This is a genomic window from Actinopolyspora biskrensis (assembly GCF_013408175.1).
Lineage (GTDB): Bacteria > Actinomycetota > Actinomycetes > Mycobacteriales > Pseudonocardiaceae > Actinopolyspora > Actinopolyspora biskrensis.
The window spans coordinates 357,099-377,896 of the sequence record NZ_JACBYW010000004.1; the positions used below are offsets into that span (position 1 = coordinate 357,099).

Annotated in this window: 21 protein-coding genes and 1 tRNA gene; 14 read left to right on the plus strand and 8 right to left on the minus strand. The window is 70.3% G+C overall.

The features are described 5' to 3' along the window. The first annotated feature begins 32 nt into the window (after window positions 1–32). The 5 genes from FHR84_RS12730 (at window position 33) to FHR84_RS12750 (ending at window position 5,067) form a co-directional block, all read left to right on the plus strand. On the plus strand, window positions 33–872 hold the full coding sequence (locus FHR84_RS12730) for a DeoR/GlpR family DNA-binding transcription regulator (RefSeq protein WP_179535699.1): 840 nt from the start codon (window positions 33–35) through the stop codon (window positions 870–872). After that, a complete protein-coding gene (gene galT / locus FHR84_RS12735) occupies window positions 869–1,963 on the plus strand; it encodes a galactose-1-phosphate uridylyltransferase (RefSeq protein ID WP_179535700.1) in 1,095 nt (364 codons plus the stop codon). The genes FHR84_RS12730 and galT overlap by 4 nt, the downstream gene beginning before the upstream one ends. 205 nt (window positions 1,964–2,168) lie before the next feature. Further along, the gene (locus tag FHR84_RS22455) at window positions 2,169–3,941 is read left to right on the plus strand and encodes a trypsin-like peptidase domain-containing protein (protein ID WP_246300507.1); all 1,773 of its coding nucleotides are present in this window, start codon (window positions 2,169–2,171) and stop codon (window positions 3,939–3,941) included. A gap of 305 nt (window positions 3,942–4,246) precedes the next feature. After that, complete coding sequence (locus tag FHR84_RS12745; protein ID WP_142078354.1) at window positions 4,247–4,747, plus strand: molybdenum cofactor synthesis domain-containing protein; 501 nt, start codon at window positions 4,247–4,249, stop codon at window positions 4,745–4,747. A 128-nt stretch (window positions 4,748–4,875) separates the two neighbouring features. Further along, window positions 4,876–5,067: a hypothetical protein gene (locus FHR84_RS12750; protein WP_343075273.1), complete on the plus strand. Its 192-nt coding sequence runs from the start codon at window positions 4,876–4,878 to the stop codon at window positions 5,065–5,067. 49 nt (window positions 5,068–5,116) lie between these two features. On the opposite strand, the gene FHR84_RS12755 is transcribed toward FHR84_RS12750, so the two are convergent. From FHR84_RS12755 to FHR84_RS12765, 3 genes are all read right to left on the minus strand, one after another. Further along, entirely contained in the window at window positions 5,117–5,782 is a 666-nt protein-coding gene (locus FHR84_RS12755) for an SAF domain-containing protein (RefSeq protein WP_179535701.1), read from the minus strand. 173 nt (window positions 5,783–5,955) lie between these two features. After that, entirely contained in the window at window positions 5,956–6,303 is a 348-nt protein-coding gene (locus FHR84_RS12760; protein WP_179535702.1) for an FmdB family zinc ribbon protein, read from the minus strand. 227 nt (window positions 6,304–6,530) lie between these two features. Then, window positions 6,531–7,106: a 5-formyltetrahydrofolate cyclo-ligase gene (locus FHR84_RS12765; protein WP_218862783.1), complete on the minus strand. Its 576-nt coding sequence runs from the start codon at window positions 7,104–7,106 to the stop codon at window positions 6,531–6,533. Window positions 7,107–7,166: 60 nt separating this feature from the next. Between FHR84_RS12765 and FHR84_RS12770 the strand changes: the two genes are divergently transcribed. From FHR84_RS12770 to FHR84_RS12800, 8 genes are all read left to right on the plus strand, one after another. Further along, on the plus strand, window positions 7,167–8,090 hold the full coding sequence (locus tag FHR84_RS12770) for a UTP--glucose-1-phosphate uridylyltransferase (RefSeq protein WP_179535704.1): 924 nt from the start codon (window positions 7,167–7,169) through the stop codon (window positions 8,088–8,090). Between the two features lie 67 nt (window positions 8,091–8,157). Then, window positions 8,158–9,381 (plus strand): molybdotransferase-like divisome protein Glp, encoded by a 1,224-nt coding sequence (gene glp / locus FHR84_RS12775; RefSeq protein ID WP_179535705.1) that lies wholly within the window; start codon window positions 8,158–8,160, stop codon window positions 9,379–9,381. Between the two features lie 88 nt (window positions 9,382–9,469). Next, window positions 9,470–10,135, plus strand: a complete 666-nt coding sequence (locus FHR84_RS12780) for a GNAT family N-acetyltransferase (protein WP_179535706.1) — start codon at window positions 9,470–9,472, stop codon at window positions 10,133–10,135. Window positions 10,136–10,332: 197 nt separating this feature from the next. Further along, window positions 10,333–11,181: a divisome protein SepX/GlpR gene (sepX, locus tag FHR84_RS12785; protein WP_179535707.1), complete on the plus strand. Its 849-nt coding sequence runs from the start codon at window positions 10,333–10,335 to the stop codon at window positions 11,179–11,181. 88 nt (window positions 11,182–11,269) lie between these two features. Further along, window positions 11,270–11,342 (plus strand) — tRNA-Ala (locus FHR84_RS12790). Between the two features lie 172 nt (window positions 11,343–11,514). Further along, window positions 11,515–12,432 (plus strand): UvrD-helicase domain-containing protein, encoded by a 918-nt coding sequence (locus tag FHR84_RS22460; protein WP_246300508.1) that lies wholly within the window; start codon window positions 11,515–11,517, stop codon window positions 12,430–12,432. Window positions 12,433–12,521: 89 nt separating this feature from the next. Then, a complete protein-coding gene (locus FHR84_RS22465; RefSeq protein WP_246300509.1) occupies window positions 12,522–12,854 on the plus strand; it encodes an ATP-binding domain-containing protein in 333 nt (110 codons plus the stop codon). Window positions 12,855–12,991: 137 nt separating this feature from the next. Beyond that, window positions 12,992–13,795: a maleylpyruvate isomerase family mycothiol-dependent enzyme gene (locus tag FHR84_RS12800; RefSeq protein ID WP_179535708.1), complete on the plus strand. Its 804-nt coding sequence runs from the start codon at window positions 12,992–12,994 to the stop codon at window positions 13,793–13,795. Between the two features lie 81 nt (window positions 13,796–13,876). On the opposite strand, the gene FHR84_RS12805 is transcribed toward FHR84_RS12800, so the two are convergent. The 4 genes from FHR84_RS12805 to FHR84_RS12820 form a co-directional block, all read right to left on the minus strand. After that, complete coding sequence (locus FHR84_RS12805; protein ID WP_179535709.1) at window positions 13,877–14,500, minus strand: bifunctional 4-hydroxy-2-oxoglutarate aldolase/2-dehydro-3-deoxy-phosphogluconate aldolase; 624 nt, start codon at window positions 14,498–14,500, stop codon at window positions 13,877–13,879. Between the two features lie 164 nt (window positions 14,501–14,664). Further along, complete coding sequence (locus FHR84_RS12810; protein ID WP_179535710.1) at window positions 14,665–15,615, minus strand: PfkB family carbohydrate kinase; 951 nt, start codon at window positions 15,613–15,615, stop codon at window positions 14,665–14,667. Continuing rightward, on the minus strand, window positions 15,612–16,505 hold the full coding sequence (locus FHR84_RS12815; protein ID WP_179535711.1) for an SMP-30/gluconolactonase/LRE family protein: 894 nt from the start codon (window positions 16,503–16,505) through the stop codon (window positions 15,612–15,614). Before FHR84_RS12815 ends, FHR84_RS12810 begins: the two co-directional genes overlap by 4 nt. Before the next feature lie 123 nt (window positions 16,506–16,628). Continuing rightward, window positions 16,629–17,351 (minus strand): FadR/GntR family transcriptional regulator, encoded by a 723-nt coding sequence (locus tag FHR84_RS12820; RefSeq protein ID WP_179535712.1) that lies wholly within the window; start codon window positions 17,349–17,351, stop codon window positions 16,629–16,631. Window positions 17,352–17,725: 374 nt separating this feature from the next. Here FHR84_RS12820 and dgoD point away from each other — a divergent pair, with 374 nt between their 5' ends. Further along, window positions 17,726–18,871, plus strand: coding sequence for a galactonate dehydratase (gene dgoD / locus FHR84_RS12825; protein WP_179535713.1), 1,146 nt, complete (start codon window positions 17,726–17,728; stop codon window positions 18,869–18,871). A 76-nt stretch (window positions 18,872–18,947) separates the two neighbouring features. Here the strand turns inward: dgoD and FHR84_RS12830 are convergent, their stop codons facing one another. Next, the gene (locus FHR84_RS12830) at window positions 18,948–20,681 is read right to left on the minus strand and encodes an SDR family oxidoreductase (RefSeq protein WP_179535714.1); all 1,734 of its coding nucleotides are present in this window, start codon (window positions 20,679–20,681) and stop codon (window positions 18,948–18,950) included. Window positions 20,682–20,798: the final 117 nt, after the last annotated feature.

The window sequence follows — 20,798 nt, forward strand, 5'->3', positions numbered from 1 at the left end:
GAACCCGGCGCACCCGGTGGGTTGGAGAGACGATGCTGGCACGTCAGCGCCAGGACATGATATTGGACGAAGTGCGCCGGACAGGTGCCGTGCAGGTGAGTGACCTGGTTCAGCGGTTGGGTGTCTCGGACATGACCATCCGCAGGGACCTCGACGCACTGGCGTCCCGCGGGGAGGTCGAGAAGGTCTACGGCGGAGCCACCTCGGTGCTCGACCGCAGCACGGACGAACCGGGGTTCGAGGCCAAATCGGTCTACCAGCCCGAGGAGAAGAAGGCCATAGCCCTGCGCGCGGCCGAGATGATCCGCCCCGGAACGGCCATGGGGCTGTCCGCCGGTACGACCACCTGGACCCTGGCTCGTCACCTCGACGACGTCGCCGACCTGACCGTGGTGACGAACTCGGTGCGGATCGCCGACGTGCTGCAACAGCGCGGACGCACCGACCGCACGGTGATCCTCACCGGAGGAGTCCGGACCCCCTCCGACGCGCTCGTCGGGCCGGTGGCCGTCCGCGCGCTGCAGTCGCTGCACCTGGACGTCGTTTTCCTCGGGGTGCACGGGATGAGCACCAGGGCGGGATTCACCACCCCGAACCTGGACGAGAGCGAGACGAACCGCGCACTGGCCCGCACCGGCAACCGCCTCGTCGTGCTGGCCGACCACGCCAAGTGGTCCACCGTCGGGATCTCCACCATCGTCGGGCTCGACGAAGCGGACGTGCTGGTGACCGACGACGGGCTGCCGGACGAAGCCCGCGCCACGCTGAACGACCACGTCTCCGAGCTCGCGATCGCACCCGTCGCCGCGGCGGGTGGCGCAGCGGCCGGCTCCTCGGAGGAAACGAATCCGAAGGAGGATGACGGGAAGTGAGGCGGACCGCGCGGCGACTGGCCGACGGCAGGGAGATCATCTACTTCGACGCGGACTCCTCGGCGCCGCCGAGGCGGGCCGAGGACGACCGTGAGCTGCCTCCGCAGCCGGGCCCCTCGGAGATGCGCAGGGATCCGCTGAGCGGTGAGTGGATCGCGATGGCGGCGCATCGCCAGACACGTACGTACAAGCCACCTGCCGACCTGTGCCCGCTGTGCCCCAGCTCCCCCGGCAGGCTCAGCGAGATCCCGGAAACCGACTACGAGGTGGCGGTCTTCGAGAACCGCTTCCCCTCGTTCACCCGCTTCCCAGGGGAGGACTACCCGGAGGACTCCGCGGGCCTGCCGACGGACGCGCTGGTGGAGCGGGCCCCCGCGCGCGGGCGCTGCGAGGTGGTCTGCTTCACCTCCGAGCACAGCGGTTCCTTCGCGGAACTGAGCAGGCGGCAGGCGCGCACCGTGGTGGACGCCTGGGCGGACCGGACCGCGGAGCTCGCCGCGCAGGGGGGTGTGGAGCAGGTCTTCTGCTTCGAGAACAGGGGTGAGGAGATCGGCGTGACCCTGCACCACCCGCACGGGCAGATCTACGCCTACCCCTTCGTCACCCCGAGAACGGCCCAGCACCTGCGCGTCGCCGAGGAGTACGAGAAGCGGCACGGCGGGAACGTCTTCGGCGACGTGCTCGCCGCGGAACGTGCCGGGGGGCAGCGGGTGATCGTCGATTCCGAGCACTGGACGGCGTTCGTGCCCCCGGCCGCGCGCTGGCCGGTGGAGGTCATGCTGGCTCCGCGCCGGAAAGTGCCCGACCTGGTCGAGCTCACCGATGAGGAGCGCGACGACTTCGCAGCCGTGTACCTGGACGTGCTGGGCAGGTTCGACCGGCTCCACGACGGCCCGCTGCCGTACATAGCCGCCTGGAACCAGGCGCCGGTCAACACGGGCAGGAGCCTCTCCTGGCTGCACCTGAACGTGTTCTCGGTGCGCCGTTCGGCCGACAAGCTCAAGTACCTGGCGGGATCCGAGTCGGGCATGGGAGTCTGGGTCAGCGACGTGACCCCCGAGCAGGTGGCCGAACGCCTGCGGGAGGTGTGACGTCCCTCCCGGACACCGACTGGGCGGGGCGGCGCCGAAACGTCCACCCGAGCAGCCGGTGCCGCCGTGGGATCCCGATCCGGCCCCCGTGGCTTCGCCGCGGGAACCACCCGCGCGAACCGGGGTGGTGAGTCTTTCGGCAATCATCGTCCGACTCCCAGTCTGATCTCAGGCGGTTCTCAGTCGCATGACGCAGGGTGGAGACATGACCGAACAGAACAACGGTTTCTCCGAGGGAAGACAGGAGGAGCCGCAAGCACCGGGGGACGACGGCTCGCAGCGGGAAGCCGCGGGCGAGAGCGGTACCACCGGCGCCGTTCCCCCCGAGCAGAGCTCTTCCGGTTCCGCCGGGGAACAGCAGTCCCCGGAACAGGCACGGCAGGACACCCCGTGGGGAAGCGCCCCGAGCTCCGAGCCGCAGGGCCCCGCGGAGGAAACGCGGGACGCGGGCGGAGCGCCTCCGCAGCACCCGCGGGACGAGCAACGGGCCCCGGAACAGCAGCCGGGGGGCGCACCGGAGTCCGGAGGGGAGCCGGAAGCCACGACGGGGGGCGCGTGGCCCCGGTCGCCCTATGCTCCGCAGCAGCCCCAACCGCCCCAGCAACCTCAACAGCCCCAGCAGCCGTACGGCGTGGGACAGCCGCCGCCCTCGTGGCAGCAGCATCCCGCTGAGCAGCCCGGAGCGCAGCAACCCGGTTACGCCACGGGCCCGCAGCAGGGGTACCCCACCCAGCGGATGCCGCAGGGCGCCGCGCAGTACGGCACCTATCCGCAGGGACAGCAGCCCCAGGACCCGCACCAGCAGGGGCAGTACGCGGCGTACCAGTACCAGGGGATGGCCGCGGCGCAGAACGAGTCCGCACCGCCGAACCAGCGGGGCGGGCGCGGCGGTCGCGGCAGGTTCGTGGTGGGGGTGACCGCCCTGGCGGCCGTGGTCAGCCTGATCGGGGGCGGTGTCGGCAGCTACGCCGTGAACCAGTTCACCGACGACTCCTCCGCGGTCACCTCGTTCGACCAGCCGAAACCCGCTTCCAACACCGGCACGGCCGAGCCGGGATCGGCGCAGGCCGTCGCGAACAGCGTGCTGCCGAGCGTGGTGCAGATTCAGTCCGGTGGCGCGGGCGGCTCCTCCTCATCCGGTTCGGGCTCGGGGATCGTGATCAGCGAGGACGGCTACATCCTCACCAACAACCACGTGGCCACGGCCGGGGGGACGGGCGGAGAGCTCGTCGCCCGGTTCAACGACGGCAGCTCGAAGCAGCTGCGGGTGGTCGGCACCGCGCCGTGGGCCGATCTGGCCGTGGTGAAGGCCGACGCCGAAGGGCTCACCCCGGCGACCCTGGGACGTTCGGACGACGTCGAGGTCGGTTCGGGAGCGGTGGCCATCGGTTCGCCCTACGGACTCTCCGGGACCGTCACCAGCGGCATCATCAGTGCCACGGACCGCCCGGTTCGGGCCGGTGGCGAGAGCGGGAGCCAGGCCACGGTGCTCAACGCCCTGCAGACCGACGCGGCCATCAACCCGGGCAACTCCGGGGGGCCGTTGGTCAACATGGACGGCCAGGTGATCGGTATCAACTCGGCTATCTACAGTCCCGGTTCGGGAACCGGACAGGCCGGTTCGGTCGGTCTCGGGTTCGCCATACCGGTCGATCAGGCCAAGCGGATCGGCAAGCAGCTCATCGAGGACGGAACGGCCGCCAAGACCACCCTCGGCGTGACGGTCGACATCACCGGGCGTTCCTCCGCCGGGGCGCTGATAGTCGACGTGCCCTCCGACGGGCCTGCCGCCAAGGCGGGCGTCGAGAAGGGCGACGTCATCACCAAGGTCAACGATCGGACCATCACCAGCGGTGACGAACTGGTGGCGGCCGTCCGTTCCTACTCCCCGGGGACGACCGTCACTCTCACGATGACCGACAGGCAGGGCAACAACGAGCACACTGTAGAGGCGACTCTCGCCGGCCAGGAGCAGTGACCGCTCCCGGTCCTTCCGCTCGCAGAACGAGGCGAGCCGGGCAGTGCGTGTGCGGGCCGGGCCGCATCCACGCCCCGTCACCGACGTGCGAGGCGGGACCTCCCCGCGAGGCGCGCGTGGACAGGGGTGCACAGGACGGGACGCACGTAGTCGGGGGACGCGGAAAGCCCGTGGAACGCACGACAAGCAGGAGACAACACATGGACGGTCGAGGTAACCGTGTCGTCGATCACCCACTGCGCGATGTCAGCTTCTCCGAGCCACTGGATCCGGACTTCGACTCGCTGAACGCTACGGTGACCGGCATGGAACGCAACGCGCAGCGGTTGGGGCGGGCTCTGGTGGTCGTGGTCGACGACCGGGTCGCGCAGAGCGAGCACGAGGACACCACCGGTCCGCTGGTGACCGAATTGTTGGAGGAGGCCGGCTTCATCGTCGACGGCAACGTCGCCGTCGCGGGGGAGGCGGTCGAGATCAGGAACGCGTTGAACACGGCCGTGATCGGCGGTGTCGACGTGGTGATCACGGTCGGAGGGACCGGCGTCTCGCCACGCGACGTCACACCGGACGCGACCTCCGGTGTGCTGGACCGTCCGGTTCCGGGGATAGCGGAGGCGTTGCGGGCGTCCGGCTTGGCCGCGGGTGCCGTCGACGCCGGGGTCTCCCGGGGGCTCGTCGGTGTTTCCGGCAGCACGCTGGTCGTCAATCTGGCCGGGTCCCGCGCCGCTATCAGGGACGGCATGGCCACCCTCACGCCGCTGGTGACGCATGTGATCGAGCAGCTCTCCGGGATGGACGAGATCTAGTGCGCGGGTCGGCGGTGCTGACCGCGTAGGCTCGGAGCGCTTGCGTCGATGCGGAGGATTTCCGGGGACTCGGCTGGCCCCGGGGGCGCTGAGCTGAACCTCTCGCGGACTCGGGAGCGGTGAACGACGTGGAGGTTGATTTCGTGTCCGAGGGGCGACATCCGGCTTCCGGGGAACCGGAGCGACCGCGCCGGTCCCGGAAGCTCGCGGAGGTCTTCGGCGACGTGCTGCCGGACACCACCGGCGACGAACGTGATCGGCAGGAGGGCGAGGCCGGGGACTCGTGGTACCGGGAGAACCGCCCTCCGCACCACGGCTGATCGAGGTTTTCCGCTCGTTTCGCCGTAGCGGGGTTCCACCTTCGGAGCCCTACCGCAGTGTCAGTGTCAGCGGGCCGCTCAGCTTCGCCGAAGCCACTTTCGCGGCCCGCGCACGATCGAGGCCCACCACGACGAGGGCGGTGTGCTCCCCGCTCGCTTCCGGTGGGTGCGTGGCGACTACGGCGGCGCGTTCGGCCAGCACGGCTGCCCGGCCGTCCCGCTCGGTGACGATGTCGACGCGTGCCCCGGGACGGAGGAGTTCCGCGATCGCGCTCTCCGCGGGACGCAGCACGACGGCGGCCCGGTCGTCGTCTCCCGCCGTGACGCGGGCCAGCGTGTCGTCGAGCAGACTCAGATCGGTCAGGGGCACGCCGTCCCGGACGGCGTGCGCGAGGACCTCGCCGACGACTCGTTCCCGGTCGCGCAGGGCGCCCTCCGGCACGAGCTCACGCGGCATCCTCCGGACGGCGAGATCGCTCGCCGCGAGTTCCGTACCGGGGTCCAGCTCGTGAGCCGCGGTCAGCACGGGCTCGCCTCGCGGCCCGGACGCCGGGGCGAGGGGCAGGGCGAGCGCCACCGCCGTGAGCAGCAGCGCCCCCGCCGTGAAACGGCGCAGCAGCGCGACCCTGCGTCCGCCGAGCGGCAGAGCGCCGCGGATCCGGTCCCGCAGCCGTGCACCGAGCCGTGGTTCGGCCCCTCCCGTTCGGCTCGCCATGACGCTCCCCTTCGTTCACCGCTGTGAAGAACACACCGCGGAGCGTAGGGCGGTGTGGGAAGCGTCGAAGCCCCCGATCTTCCGGCCCGTGGACTGATCGGAGTCCTGTGGACGGATGGTGGCTCCGTGCGTGTGCGCGCCCCTCGGGGCTCGGAGCCCCCCGGGAGCGGTCCTCAGCTCGACGCGGCGGAGGCCTGCGTCTGAGCACCGGAAGTGCCGGAGTCCCCGGAGGAAGAGGAACCGGAGGATTCGGAGGAACCCGAGCCCCCGTCGGAGGAGCCCGAACCGCCGGAGGAGTCCCCGGAGGAGCTCGTGGAGGAAGCGGACTCGCTGGACGAGTTGGAGTTCCGGCTGTCGGTGCGGTAGAACCCGCTGCCCTTGAAAACGACCCCCACCGCGTTGAACAGCTTGCGCAGCCTGCCGGAGCACTCCGGGCACTCGGTCAGCGAGTTCTCACTGAGCGATTGGAAGGTCTCGAAATCGTGCCCGCACTCGGTGCAGGCATACTGATAGGTGGGCACGGGTCTCATACCTCCGGAATCGGACGGCGACGTGCGGACGTCGCGCGTGGCGGCACACTGTGCCGGTCCCCGGACACTGACATCGACGTACTTTGGCACTCTCGAAATCCGAGTGCCAATACGATAATGCGTGACACCGGGCTACCGGCGCAAACGGGTCTGCGTCACAGTGCGCCGCACGAGCATGTCACGCCCCGTGTCCGCGCCCTCGGGTGGCCGGGCGGGTCTCACCGGGGAAGCCGGATCAGTCCTCCGCTCGGGGTGAACACGCCGTGCACCCGCACGTCGTGCTCCTCGGCGGGGAGGTCCTCGACGAGCTCCTCGTCCCGGACCACGGCCAGCAACTCGGCCGTCCCGGACGCCAGTGGCAGCGACCTGTCGTAGTAGCCCGCGCCCTTGCCCAGGCGGACTCCGCGCCGGTCGACGGCGAGAGCCGGGACCAGCACCAGCTCGGCCGTCGAGATCGCATCGATTCCGAGCGGGGGGTTGTTCGGCTCCAGCAGGCCGAATCCGGCGCGGTTCAGGGAGTCGGGCCCGGTGTACTCGGCCCACTCCAGCGGCTGCCTGCCCGCCACGACGGGCAGCAGTACGCGACAGCCGCGCTCACGGATGCCGTCGACCAGTTCCAGCGACCCCGGTTCGGAGCCGACGGGGACATAGGCGCACACGGTGGTTTCCCCCGAGTGCGCCAGATGGCTCAGCACGGCCGTGCGCAGGGCGTCGTTCGTGTTCGCGCGAGCGGTTTCCGAGGTGGCGGACCGCCCCGCGGTCAGCTCGCGGCGCCACTGCTCTTTTCGGTCCATTTCGTCAGCGGAGAGCGTCACAGCGACGAAGGGTAGCTAATATCGCTAGGCTCGCGTGTTATGAGTAGCCAGACAAACTCGCGGACGGCTGCGGCCTTCCGCACCGTGATCGTGCCCGCGGCCGGGCTGGGGACTCGTTTCCTGCCGACGACGAAGTCGGTGCCCAAGGAACTGCTCCCGGTGATCGACACCCCCGGAATCGAACTGGTCGCCGCGGAAGCAGCCGGAGCGGGAGCGGGCAGGATGGTGGTGGTCACGGCGCCGGACAAGCGATCGGTCATCGATCACTTCCAGCGCTCCCCGGAGCTCGAGGCGACACTGGAGGAACGGGGCAAGGACGAGCTGCTGCGCAAGGTGCGCAGGGCCCCCGAACTGATCGACGCCGAGGTGGCTTTCCAGGAGAAGGCGCTGGGCCTGGGGCACGCCGTCGGGTGCGCGGAGGACAACCTCGACGACTCCGACGAGGCCGTCGCCGTGCTGCTCCCGGACGACCTGGTCTACCCGGAGCAGGAGGACGAGCAGGACGTGCTCACGAGGATGTCCGAGGTACGCGCCCGGTACGGCGGCAGCGTCCTGTGCGCTTTCGACGTGCCACCGGAACGCACCACCTCCTACGGGATCTTCGAGGTCTCCGAGACGGACGACCCCGGCGTCAAACGGGTGCACGGGATGGTCGAGAAGCCCGATCCCGCGGATGCCCCCTCCAAGCTGGCCGCGGCGGGGCGCTACCTGCTGGACCGGGAGGTCTTCGACGCGCTGCGGCGCATCGAGCCGGGTGCCGGCGGTGAACTGCAGCTGACCGATGCCGTAGCGTTGCTGATCGCCGAGGGGCACCCGGTACACGTTGTGGTCCATCGAGGTGCGCGACACGACCTGGGAAATCCTGGCGGATTCCTGAAGGCTGCGGTGGACTTCGCCCTGCGGGATTCCGAGTACGCGTCGGAACTGCGGGAGTGGTTGGGGCAGCGGTTGGATCGGAGCTGATTTCCGCCGCACCGTGCCGGTTCCGGCTCGCGCGGCAACAGCGTCTTCGCGGAAGAGGTCGACAGCCATGAGATCAGTGGATGAGCAGCTTGCACGGATACTCGCGGCCGCCGTGCGGCCTTCACCTGTTCGGGTGGCGATAGCGGAGGCGCAGGGATTGTCGTGCGCGGAGGAGGTGCTGGCCGAGCGGGCGCTGCCGATGGCGGACCAGGCCGCCGTGGACGGTTACGCCGTCCGGAGCGTCGACGTCAAGCACGCGGACACCGAGCCCGCCGTGCTCCCCGTGGCGGGAGACACCGCGGCGGGCTCGCGGCAGTCCCGCAGGCTCCAGCCCGGACAGGCCGTCCACGTCGGAACCGGTGCGCCGCTGCCGACACTGGCGGATGCCGTCGTCCCGGTCGAGGACACGGAGTGGGGCTCGGACCGGATCACCGTGCTGCGTTCGGTTCCCTCCGCCGCCTTCGTCCGGCGCGAGGGCGACGATGTGCGGGAGGGTGACGTCGCCGTGCGGCGGGGGACCGCGATCGGCCCCGCGCAGGTGGCCATGCTGGCCGCCGTCGGCCGGGACAAGGTGCTCGTGCAGCCGAAGCCGCGCGTCTCGGTGATCTCGCTGGGTGACGAGCTGGTGGACCTGGGCGGCACTCCCGGTTCGGAGCAGGTCTACGACGTGAACTCCTACGCGCTGGCCGCCGCGGCCAGGGACGCGGGAGCGGAGGTCACGCGAGTGGGGATCGTCGGCTTCGACCCGAAGCGCCTCAGGGAGGTGATCGAGGGCAGGCTGCTGCTCTCCGAGATCGTCGTCATAGCGGGCGGCGCGGGGGGATCAGTGGGAAGCCGGGTTCGTTCCTGCCTGGCCGAGCTCGGGGAGCTGGACACCGAGCGGGTGGCGATGCATCCCGGGTCCGCGCAGGGATTCGGCCTGCTGGGCCCCGACCGGGTTCCGACCTTCCTGCTTCCGGCCAACCCCGTGGGCGCGTTCGTGGGGTTCGAAGTGCTCGTGCGTCCTATCATCCGTTCGGCGCTGGGCAAGACCAATCCGCATCGCCGGGTCATCACGGCCGAGCTCGTCTCGCCGGTCTCCTCCACGAAGGGACGACGTGGTTTCGTGCGCGGCAGGTTGCTGCGGGACTCCGAGGGCGGGGATTATCTGGTGCAACCGGTCGGCGGTTCGGAGGAGCACCTGCTGGCTCCGTTGGCCGAGGCCAACTGTCTCATGACGCTCGACGAGGAGGTCAGCGAAGCCACGCCCGGCGAACGTCTCCGGGTCAGTTTCCTGTCCCAGCGTTCCTGAACGAGTCGCCGCGGGGGAGCCGGTGTCGCCGGCTTCGCGGCGTTGATCCGAGTAGCAGTGCTTCGTCCGATGGGAGCGCAGGCAAGCCATGGCGGGACCCGTCCCGAGACCCGAGCCGACCGAAGGCAGGCACCCGGGGTGGCCCGCCCGCCTCGGACCGCTGGTCGTAGAAGGGGGCGGGGTGGCCCTGCGTCCGCCGCGGCTGCGGGACGCCACCGACTGGAGCGGTATACGACTGCGGGACAGGGAGTACCTGCGCCGCTGGGAGCCCTCGGGTGGTGACTGGCAACAGCGCAACGCGGCCTCGGCGTGGTTCGGCCAGTGGGCCTCGTTGCGCGGGATGGCCCGGCGGGGGCACGTGCTGCCCTTCGTGATCACCCTGGACGGTGTGCTGGTCGGACAGTTGACAGTGGGCAACATCATCCGGGGGGCGCTTCGCTCCGGATGGGTCGGTTACTGGGTTTCCAGTGCCGCGGCGGGGAACGGCGTGGCCACGGCGGCGCTGGCGCTGGCCGCCGATCACTGCTTCGGCCCCGTCGGGCTGCACCGGCTGGAGGCGACGGTGCGTCCGGAGAACGCGTCGAGCGTTCGCGTGCTGGAGAAGGCGGCTTTCCGTCGCGAGGGGCTGTTCGAGCGGTATCTCGACGTGGCCGGGGCGTGGCGGGACCACCTGGTTTACGCGTTGACGGCGGAGGAGGTCCCCGAAGGGGTGGAGAGTGCGCTGATCCGTTCCGGGCGGGTGCGGCGGCCCTGACTTCGTGCTCCTCCGTTCGGGTGGGGACAAATCCGGTTCATTGCGCGATCGGAGTCCTGTGTTGCCTCCTTCGTGGGATTGTCGTTGTTCGGGGGAACCGATCGTCGGCGGCGTGTCTCCAAGACAGGGATGAACGTTCTGGATAACGTGGACAGTGCAGGTGTGTGCCGCCGTTTGCCAGGGGGAGGTGGCGAGGTGTGCTCAGCTCGCTGATTTTCGTGGCGCTGGCGGCGGCATGGCTCATCGTTCTGGTGCCCATGTTCGCGCGTCGTAGGCAGGAGGTTTCCCGTACGACGGACACCGCCCTGTCCGCACGGGTGATTCGTCGCGGTGGGGAACGGCACTCCGCGTCGACCGGCGGTTCGAGCGGGAACAAGGGCAAGGAGGCGCTCGCGATGCCCGACAGTGAAGGCAAGGTCGATCCGAACACGGCGCACGACGACGCGGACGGCGCCGAGCTCGACGAGGAGCTCGACGAGGAGTTCGACGCGCCCGACGAGGAGCAGTGGCGCGGTGTGCGTGGCGAGGAGGTTCGTTCCGGTCGTCGTTACCGCCCCGGACGCGGTGGGTTCGACCCGGACGCCGCCGCGCTGGCCGCGCGGACCAAGTACGCGCGCAGACAGCGGATCGTGCTCGTGATGCTCGTCGTGGCCGTGCTGACCGCTTTGCTGGCCGGGTTCTCCTGGTCGGTGCTGTGGTGGTTCCACGGGATCGCCGATCTGTCGTTGGTCGGCTACCTGGGATATCTGCGGCGGCAGGTGCGGATCGAGGAGGACGTGCGCAACCGCAGGCTGGCCCGGATGAACGGGGAGACGGGGCGCTCCGAGGACGAGAACCCCCGCTCCGAGCCCTCCCGTGCGGAGACCTCCGCCGCCGACGGGGGAGAGGAGGGCTCCGAGGACGTCGGCCCCAGGTGGGCCGCCGGGGGCTCCCGAGTCCGGAACGGTTCCGGGGTGGAGGTTCTGGACATCGACGACGAGGACCCGGAGTTCGACGAGCTGGACGACCGACTTTGGCAGCCGTACCGCCGTGCGGTGGGAGAATGATGCGCCCTGTTGTTGTGGAGGGGGGTGTCCACGCCCCGCTGAGACGGTTGTTACGCTGTACAAGCACTCGGTGAGACAGCCGGGGTGCGGGGCTGTAGCGCAGTTGGTAGCGCGTCTCGTTCGCATCGAGAAGGTCCGGGGTTCGATTCCCCGCAGCTCCACCGACTGGGTTTTGGTGAGTACCAATCCTTCCGGGGCCGTCTCCGCTCGCCAGCGGAGACGGCCCCGTTTTTGTCACGAGGCGGGAGTCCCGCCGGGATCCGGTCCGCTTCGGTGATCCCCGCCGGGGCGGTCCTCCGACGGGAGCCCCGCGCCGGGTCACCCCAAGGCCCGATGACCCGGCCGCGTCTCGCGAGGTGCCTGCCCGAGGAGAGCCGCCATGGTGAGCAGGAGCGCGGCGCCCAGTGCGATCGCCGCCCACGGCGGGAGGACGAGGAGCCGTGTGCCGCCGTCCGGGAACCAACCGGTGAGCACGGTCATACCGACCAGGGCCGGTGCCACGCAGGCGCCTGCGGCGCCCAGAACGACTCGACTGGCGCTCGCGGTGGCCACGCGGACAGGCAGCAGGCGCTCGCGGTGATCACCGCGAGCAGGGCGAGCAGCGACGCGACGTGCGCGATGGTGAACGCCACGGCCCGCTCGTGCGCCATCAGCCCGTCGATCAGCAGGCGGGCGCCGATCAGTGCGCAGGCGCCGACTGAGAGCCCGGCGCCCACGGCGGCCGACACCTCCGGTGTCCGCAGGCAGGTCCGCGCCATGTTCGCCCACAAGGACGCGCTGGCCATGTACAAGGCGTTCTACCGGGACTCCTCACGCCGCGACATGTTCAAGCCGCTCGGCCGGAAGAAGATCGAGTACGCCGATGTGTTCCCGCTGATCTACACCATGATCAGGACGGCGCGGCAGGAGAGCTACAGCCACATCCGTCATCTGCTGGTCGACGAGATGCAGGACTACACCCCCGTCCAGTACGCCGTGCTGCGCGAGCTCTTCTCCTGCGACATGACGATCCTCGGCGACTCCAACCAGTCGGTCAACCCGTTCAGCTCCTCGTCGCTGCCGACGATCCGCAGCATCTTCCCGGAGGCCGACTCGCTGGAGCTGTGCAAGAGCTACCGCTCCACGATCGAGATCACGGATTTCGCCCAGCACATCTCCAGGAACGACAAGCTCGTCCCGATCGAGCGCCACGGACCGCCGCCCCGGATCACCGCCTGCGCGGACCATCGGGGGAGGAGGAGCGGATCCTGACCGTCATCGAGCAGCACGCAAGCAGCGAAAACCGCTCCCTCGGCATCATCTGCAAGACCGTCCCCCAGGCGGAGAAGCTCCATCGTGCCTTGTCCGAGGCCGGTGTCGAGCTGACCCTGCTCGACTACGACAGCACGGCGTTCGCAGGAGGCATCGTCGTCACCTCGGCGCACATCTCCAAGGGACTGGAGTTCGACGCCGTGGTCGTACCGTACGCGGACGAGGAGAACTACTCCGACGAGATGGACAGGTGCATGCTCTACATCGCGTGCACCAGGGCCATGCACGAACTCCACCTGACCCACGAAGGGCCCGTCTCGCGCTTCTTGGAGTTCACCCGGGATCACGGGAACCGCCCCGATGTCGTCCACACCGAGTTGGCGGAGCCCCGGGATCACGCCGCGGACGCACGAGTGGGGTGATCCCGCGAGGGATGCCCGGTGGACGCCCCGAACCGCTCGGGGGCCGGTTCCGGTCGCGCGGGCGGGTCTTCCCGTGCGGCCGGCGGGTTCTCGCGGAGAACCCGCCGTGGAGGTCCGTGCTGGTCTACTGTGGGCACATGAGTGCACTGGATCACGAGCGCTACTGCGCGGAGATCGTCCGGCAGGCCGGGCTGCTGGGGGAGGCGGTCGACGGCGCCGCTCCGAGCGCGCGCGTGCCGACCTGCCCGGACTGGAGTCTGGAGCAGCTGATGCTGCACCTCGGCGGGGAGCACCGCTGGGTCGAACGGATCGTGCGGACTCGGGACGAGGTGGAGGTCTGCGCGGCGCAGGCGAGCGGGAACCTCGAATCCGCCGGGCAGGACCCCGCGGTGCTCGGTACCTGGCTCGTCGAGGGTGCCGAGGGACTGGCCGACGTGCTGCGCAGCGCCGGTCCGGAAGCCGCGGTGTGGAACCCGGTGGAAGGGGTGCGGCCGGTGGCGCTGTCGTGGGCGCGCCGGATGACCCACGAGACGCTGGTGCACCGGGCCGACGCCGGGTTCGCGCTCGGGAAGGAGTTCACCCCCGAACCGGAGCTCGCGGTGGACGCGCTGGACGAGTGGATGCAACTGTGCTCGTTGCCGCAGCTGCTCGAAGCCGATCCGGAAGCGATCCGGTTGCCGGGCAGCGGCGGCACGGTTCACCTGCACGCCACCGACGCGGGGGTGGAACTCGCCGCGGAATGGGCGGTCGATCTCACCGGGGACCCGATCACGTGGCGTCGCGCGCACGAGAAGGCGGCGGTGGCGCTGCGGGGGCCGCTGAACGAGCTGCTGCTCGTCGCCTACCGGCGGAAGGAACTGTCCGAAGCGGACGTCGAGGTCCGCGGCGACGCCGAGCTGCTGGAAACCTGGTTGGACCGCGTCACGGGCTGGTTCAGGTAGTTCCCGCCGGCGCGGCCCGGGAGCTCGACGACGGACACCGTGCTCTCCCGGCGCGCGATCCCGGGACCGGATCGGGTGCGTTCACCCGCGCGCGGTCCTGATCCGTGTGCGCAGGTCGGATATCCTGGCGGTGGCCTCGTCGGTGCTGCCCCTGGACAGGGCCGATCCCATCCCCACCGCGACGGCCCCGGCGGCTATCCAGTCGGGAGCGTTCTCCAGCGACACGCCACCGGTCGGCACCAGCGGCGCCTGGGGCAGCGCGGCCAGCACGTCGCGCATGCTCTCGGGAGTCCACCTGCTCGCCGGGAACAGCTTGATCGCGTCCGCGCCCGCCGACAGCGCGCGGACGATCTCGCCGGGGGTGTCGGTCCCCGGGATCACCGCCGCTCCGTAGCGGTGCCCCGTGCTGACCACGTCCTCGTGCAGCGACGGCGACACGAGGAATCCGGCACCGGCTGCTATGGCCGTCCACGCGGAAGCGGCGTCGAGCACGGTCCCGGCCCCGAGCAGCGCCGACGGGTACTCCCGGCGGAGCTCCTTGATCAGCTCGGGGGCGTCGGGGGTGGTCAGCGAGATCTCCAGCACGGACAGTCCGGAGTCCAGGCAGGTCCTGGCCCGCAGACCGGCCTGCTGAGCCGTTTCCGCGCGAATGATGCCCACCACGCCGTGCTCGGCGATGACGTTCATCGCTTGCCAGCGATACATCCCGTACCTCCCGGTAATCTCCGCTTCCGCGCCGATGCTTTCCGTCCGACTCGTCGGTCGGCTCGGGTGCTCGATCGTGGCCACCCGGTGTCGGGGCACCCGCGGCGAGAGCCCGCGGGAGGCTCCGCCAAGCGAGCACCCGTGCGAACCGAGCTGCCGACCCTCTAACGGGTGGTGACCTGTTCGGAGTCGCGGGTCAGCTCCAGCATCCTCGAGTTCGGCAACCCGTCCATGTCCCCGGCCACCTGGACCACGTTGCCCGCGACGACCACCCCCTCGGCCAGTGCCTCCGGCACGGGCAGCCCGCGCAGTCGTGCGGACAGGAAACCAGCGTTGAAGGCGTCCCCTGCCCCGACAGGGTCCACGATCGGCACCTCGGCAGCGCGCTGGAACCACTCCTCGGTTCCGTCGGTGGCCCAGGCTCCCTCGGAGCCCAGTTTGAGCACCACCAGCCCGGCTCCCCGTTCGAGGAACCACGCGGCCGTGTCCCGCACGTCGGTGTGGCCGTTGATCTCCCTGGCCTCGTCCAGCCCGGTCAGCACCAGGTCGGCGTATCCGGTCAGCGGCCGCAGCAGTTCCCGCCACCGCGGTCCGTCGGCCAGCTTCCGGCGGATGTTCGGGTCCACGCTCACCGGGACTCCCGCCTCGCGGGCCACGTGCGCGGCTTTTTCGGAGGCGGCGCGGGCGTCCTCGGAAAGCGCGGCCGTGATGCCGGTGAAGTGCAGCGAGCGGGCCGAGGCGATCCACTGCTCGTCCACGTCCGCGGGACGCAGCGAGCTGCCCGCGGACCCGGAGCGGTAGTAGCAGACCTCGATCGGGCGCTGCGCGTGCGCGTCCCGGACCAGGAGTCCGGTGGGGCGGGTGTCGTCGACCACGGCCCTGGACACGTCCACCCCTTCGCCGCGCATCATGCGCAGCGCCGCGTGCCCGAAGGGGTCGTCGCCGACCCGGCCGAACCAGCCGACGGAATGGCCGAGCCGGGCCATGCCGACGGCGGTGTTCGACTCGGCTCCGGCGACGGAACGCCGGAAGCCGTCCGCGTGCTCCAGCGGCAGGCCGGGCTGTGCCAGCAGCAGCCCCATCGTCTCGCCGAAGGTGATCAGATCCGGGCTCACTCGCCGACCTCCGGACGGAACGGGTGCACGGGCGTCCCGCGAACACCGGGTGTCACTCGGAAGAGAGCCCCGGACGAGCCGTCGTCACGATCGTCCCGTCCCTGGCGGGACGTGGTGATGTAGAGGGTCTCCATCCGGGGGCCGCCGAACGCGCAGGCGGTCACCTGCGGGGTGGGCACGCGTACCCGCGTGAGCAGTTGTCCGTCGGGCGAGTAGCGGTGCACGGCACCGCCCTGCCACAGCGCGACCCACAGACACCCCTCGGCGTCCAGCGCCAAGCCGTCGGGACTGCCGAGCTCGTTCGGGATGCGCACGGCGGGACGCCTGTTGTGCGGTTCGCCGGTGCGCTCGTCGACGTCGAACCGGTCGACACGTCCGGTCGGGGTGTCCACGTAGAACGCGCTCCCGCCCTCTTCGGTCCACACCAGACCGTTGGAGATGGTCACTCCGTCGAGGACTCTCGTGGCGCGCAGCGCCCCGTCCAGTCGCCAGAGAGCGCCCTTGCCCGGGCTCTCGTCGTAGGCCATGGAACCCGCGTAGAACCGCCCGAGCGCGTCACAGCCGCCGTCGTTCATCCGGATCGACGGGTCGCTCCACAGCTGGGGCAGCGACTCCGGGGTCTGCTTGCCGGGGCGCAGCAGCGCGAACCCCCGCTCCAGCGCCAGCACGAGACCACCGCCGACCACGGGGCGGGCCACCGCGGCGACGGTGCCGAGCTTGGTGCGGCCGATGACGCCACCGGGGACCATCGTGAGCAGCTCACCCGCGAGCATGTCCACCCAGTGCAGTTGCCCCGTGTCCGGATCCCAGACGGGGCCTTCGCCGTGCTCGGCGCAGACTTCGGTCGCCCGCTCCGCGTCCAGTTGCAGCACTGCGGATTCACCGGTCATTCGTCCTGCTCCTTAGTTGGCGAGTCCAGTGGGTTGGTTCGCGTAGGTGGTCACAAGCGGATGCGCCGTTTACGGTCCGCGCTTGCCTCCCGCACCGCCGTGCGAACCGAGCTGCCGACGCTCTCATGAGTCCTCAGCGGGTGGGGTGGCGAACGTGGCGCGCAGGTCGCGCTCGGTCGTGCGCAGGTGCTTGCGCATGGCTGCCGCTGCCGCTGCCGGGTCGTTCTCCCGGACGCGTTCGAGTACCTCGCGGTGTTGTCGCGCGGCGTCCTCGGGGGAGCCGCCGAGACTGCGATGACCCCGGTAACTCGCGATCATGCTGTTGCGCAGGCTGCCGGCCAGCGCCTCTATCAGCAGGGCCAGTATCCGGTTGCCGGAAGCGCGTGCGAGCAGCTCGTGAAAGCGCAGATCGGCTTCGTGGTACTCCTCCGAGGTGGTGGCCCGGGTCATCGCCTGTATGGAGTGCTCCAGGTCCGAGATGTCGCCCGCTCCCGCGTTGCTCGCGGCGAGGGTGCTGGTCTGCACTTCGAGACCGTGACGTACTTCGAGCAGCTCGAAAACCGAGCTCGGCCGGAAGCGCAGCAGCGTGCTGAAGAAGTCCCCCACCTGGTCACCGCTCGGCGCGGTCACTCGTGGACGGCGTCCCTTGCGGATCTCCACGATGCCTCGTGCCTGCAACGAGCGGATCGCCTCGCGAACGGTGAGCCTGCTGACCTCCAGGCGTGTCGCGAGCGCGGACTCGGACGGGAGCAGGGAGCCGATCTCGAACTCCTCGAAGATCAGCTCTTCGAGTTCGGTCGCGGCGTCCCCGGGTTCGGCGCCCTCCGCGTCTCCGGTGTGGGTCATCCGGCGCCCTCGTCTGCTCGTCGTCACTCGGTCCCGGGTGAGCGTCCCCGGCTGTTGGGGGGAAAACCTATCAGATAGGTTCCGGTTTGGGTAGCCGGTGCCAACGGATGCCCGGAAAAAGGAAACTCCCAGTTCAAAGTGCGTCTACTGGTCCGTCTGCCGCCGGTTTGGTGCGCCGGGTGGCGTGTTGTCCGAGGTGCACCTGTCATACAAAAATTTCCCGCTCGTGCGCGTGCCGGACGGGTGTCCCGGACAACGGGCGAGGACGACCGGTGCGCGGGCGGCCCCGCGCTGAACCGGGGCCCCGCACGGTCGGGAGCCGCGTTGACCACCGGGTGGTCGGCCGCGGGCTCCGACGAATGGAAGGAACGACGATGCGAATCACGGCGCTCGAGACCTTTCCGGTCCCTCCGCGTTGGCTGTTTCTCAAGATCACCACCGACGAAGGCGTCGTCGGGTGGGGCGAACCCGTGGTCGAGGGGCGCGCGCACACCGTGGCCACGGCGGTGGAGGAACTGTCCGAACTGCTGGTCGGGCGTGATCCGCTCGCCATCGAGGACCACTGGCAGGTGATGACCAAGGGCGGTTTCTACCGCGGGGGGCCGGTGCTGTCCAGCGCGGTGGCCGGGATCGACCAGGCGCTGTGGGACATCGCGGGCAAGACCTACGGGGTTCCCGTCCACCGGTTGCTCGGCGGTCCGCTGCGCGACCGCGTGCGGGTGTACCAGTGGATCGGCGGTGACGAGCCGTCGGAAGTGGCGGAAGCGGCAGCCGAACAGGTCGAGGCCGGCTTCACGGCCGTGAAGATGAACGCCAGCGGCAGGATGCGCCACATAGACACACCGGCCGAAGTGGAGGGTGTGGTGCGCCGCGTCGAGGCCGTGCGCGAAGTGCTCGGGGACCGACGCGACGTGGCCGTGGACTTCCACGGCCGCTTCTCCACGGCCATGGCCCGCAGGGTGGTGCCGCGGCTGGAACCGCTGCTGCCCCTGTTCGTCGAGGAGCCGGTCCTTCCGGAGAACACCTCGAAGGTGCGTGAGGTGACCGCGGCGACCTCCGTTCCCGTGGCGCTGGGCGAGCGCCTGTTCTCCCGGTGGGACTTCCGTGACGTGCTCGGTGCGGGGATCGCGGTGGCCCAGCCGGACCTCTCCCACGCGGGAGGGATCTCCGAGGTGCGGCGCATCGCGGCGATGGCGGAGGCCCACGACGTGACGATGGCTCCGCACTGTCCGCTCGGGCCCATCGCGCTGGCCGCGAGCCTGCAGATCGCGTTCTCCACCCCCAACTTCCTCATCCAGGAGCAGAGCAGGGGGATCCACTACAACGTGGGGTCAGATCTGCTGGACTACCTCGTGGATCCGAGCCCGTTCCGCTTCGAGGAGGGCCGGGTTCGTGCCCCCGAGGCCCCCGGGCTGGGGATCGAGATCGACGAGGCGGCCGTGCGCAGGGCGGCCGAGCTCGGTCACCGGTGGCGTTCGCCGATCTGGCGCGACGACGACGGTTCCTTCGCCGAGTGGTGACGGGCTTTCGGTGAGCTGCGCGGTTCTTCGTCCGCCCGGTCCCGGCCCGTGAACCGGGCGGGGCGGAGAACCGCCGTCAGCGGACCTTGGGGCCAGTCCTGGCGGCGGCCCGCAGCATTCCGGGTGCGAACCGGGACAGCAGCAGACCGATCCGCGCCTCGGTGGTGACGGGGACGACCGGGGCGGGGTGACCGGCCGCGCGCAGCACGGCAGCGGCGGCCTTCTCCGGGCCGAAACCGCGCAGCCGGTACAGCCTGGTCGCGGTCTCCCTGCGTTGTCGCTGCCGCGCGGCGTCCACTCCCACGAAGCGGGCGGTTCCGGTGATGCCGGTGTGCACCGCACCGGGGCAGACGGCGGTGACCGAGATGCCGTGCTCGGCCAGCTCGGCGTCGAGGCGTTCCGAGAGGGTCAGCACGGCGGACTTGCTCGTCGAGTAGACGGACAACCCCTTGACGGGGAGGTAAGCGGCGGCCGAGGAGATGTTGATGATCCGGCCTCCCTGCCCGTGTTCGATCTGCTGCTCGGTGAAGGCCAGGCAACCGTGGACGACTCCCAACAGGTTCACGCCGAGCACCTCGCGCCAGTCGGCCCCCGTCGTGTCGGAGAACTTCCCCGCCAAGCCGACACCGGCGTTGTTCACGACGATGTCGGCCACGCCGTGTTCCTCGCGGACTCGGTCGGCCAGTCGGTACGTCGCCGCCTCGTCGGAGACGTCCAGGGCGTGGGCCGTGGCCGTTCCGCCCGCGGCGCGGGCCTGGTGCGCAGTGCGCCGCGCCGCCTGCTCGTCCACATCGGTCACCACGACCTCGGCGCCGTTCGCGGCGAAGGCGAGCGCGGTCGCCCTTCCGATCCCGTTGCCCGCTCCGGTAACCACGACGAGCCGGTGCTCGAATCCGGAGTCGTCGTCCGAGACCCGTGCCCGGAGCAGCTCGCGTTTCCGCGTCCCGTTCTCGAGATGCTCGACGAGTTCGGCAGCGCAGCGGGCGACCTGCTCGGGCCGTTGCCGCGGAATCCAGTGTCCGCCCGCGAGCCCGCGCACGAAGAGCTCGGAGACGTGGGCCCGGACCTCGGTCTGCAGCGCCGCGGTGACGAAGGCGTCCCTGTTCGGCGCCAGCACCTGGACCGGCACTTCGGTCCGCGGGAGCCGGGTGCCGCGCGGCCGGGACGACATGTTCTCCCGGTACAGCTCGAGCCCGGCCACGGCGTCGGAGGTCCGCGGGGAGCAGTACCGGGCGCTGTCGTCCAACCCGCGAAGGACCTTCCGGAGCATCCCGCTGCGCCACGCCAGCTCCGGCAGGACGGGGAGTTGGAAGAATCCGATGTAGCCGGAACGTGCCAGCTGGCGGAAGAGCTTGCCCAGCCGCTTCGGGGTGGGTTTGCGCAACTGTTCGCGCACCCAGGACGCGGCGTGGTCCAGGCTCGGGCCGGAGATGCTGGTGAGGGACCGGATCCTGGTCCGCAGGCGCTGGTCGGTGAGCGCGTGCCAGGACTGGATCGATCCCCAGTCGTGCGCCAGCAGGTGCACCGCCTTCTCCGGGGCGACCGCGTTCACCACCTCGGCGAGGTCGTCCACGAGCCGGTCCAGCCGGTAGCCGTCCCGCTCCGCGGGGCGCTCGGACTCACCGGCACCGCGGACGTCGTAGGTGACCACGTGGTAGCTCTCGGCCAGCCGGGTGACGACCTCGTCCCACACCGAGCGGTTGTCGGGGTAGCCGTGTACGCAGACCACGCACGGGTTGGACGGATCGCCGTGTTGCTCGACCGCGAGTCGGAGGCCGTCTTCGGTGGTCACCGTTTTGGTGGTGCTCATGTTCGCCGTCCCTCGGGTGCGCTTGCGCGGCGCTGTGCGCCCTGTCGTGGGTCCGCCCGGAGTCCGGTCCGGGGCACGCTTTGAGTGTTACCAGCGGTAACGGGATCTTGGCACCGG